2 protein-coding genes are annotated in these 743 nt (G+C 69.2%); both read left to right on the top strand.

The annotated features are described in order from the left end of the window. Positions 1 to 131, top strand: a 131-nt coding sequence (locus ABY44_RS09220; protein WP_431641130.1) for a DUF3619 family protein, incomplete at its 5' end; no start/stop codon positions are given. A gap of 26 nt (positions 132 to 157) precedes the next feature. Further along, positions 158 to 743 (top strand): DUF3106 domain-containing protein (locus ABY44_RS09215; protein WP_431641129.1); only part of this gene is annotated, 586 nt, incomplete at its 3' end.

Genomic DNA, 743 nt, shown 5'->3' with positions numbered 1-743 from the left:
TCGCCTACTGGGAAGACATGCAGCGCACCGCCGAACTCGCCGACATCGACGCGGCGATGCTCAGCGACGACCTGCCGCTCAACGCGTATCTCGATCACGGGTTCAACGCGTATCTGTCGCGTGCGCACTAACAGACAATAACGAGGGGATCGCACGGGTGAGTCAGAAGCGCGGCCTGGCCGTATTTTTCGGATGCGTAATCGCGATCGCCGTTTCCTACGTCGCCACGTACCCACGATTCCACCCGGCCCCCGCGACGCCCACCGCCGCGGCCAACAGCCCTGCCGCGCCCGCATCGGCCGCGACCGGGCTGACCACCGAACTCCCTCCGCTGCCCCTGCCGCTGCCGGCCGCCTCCGGCCCGCTGTCTTGGGCGCGCCTCACGCCGGCGCAACACGCGGCACTCGCGCCGTTCGCCGACCAGTGGGATGGCTTCAGCGACGCACGCAAGCGCAAATGGCTGAAGATCGCATCGCGTTTCGCGAAGTTGACGCCCGATGATCAAAAGCGCCTGCAGGACCGGATGACCGAATGGGCGCGGATGACGCCCGAGCAGCGCCGCGTCGCGCGCGAGAACTACCAGAGTGCGAAGGAGCTGTCCGCGCAGGCGCGCGAGCGGGCCTGGAATGCGTACCAGCAACTCCCCGAGGAGCAGAAGGAACGTCTCGCGGCCGCCGAGCGCCGCCGCCGGCCGAGCGTCGTCAGCGCGCCGCCGACCGTCGCCGACCGTGACGTCCGTCGCC

This window comes from Burkholderia sp. ZZQ-2 (assembly GCF_050768715.1).
Lineage (GTDB): Bacteria > Pseudomonadota > Gammaproteobacteria > Burkholderiales > Burkholderiaceae > Burkholderia > Burkholderia cepacia.
The sequence above is the reverse complement of the archived record's forward strand: the minus strand, read 5'-3'. Positions and strand labels throughout refer to the sequence as shown.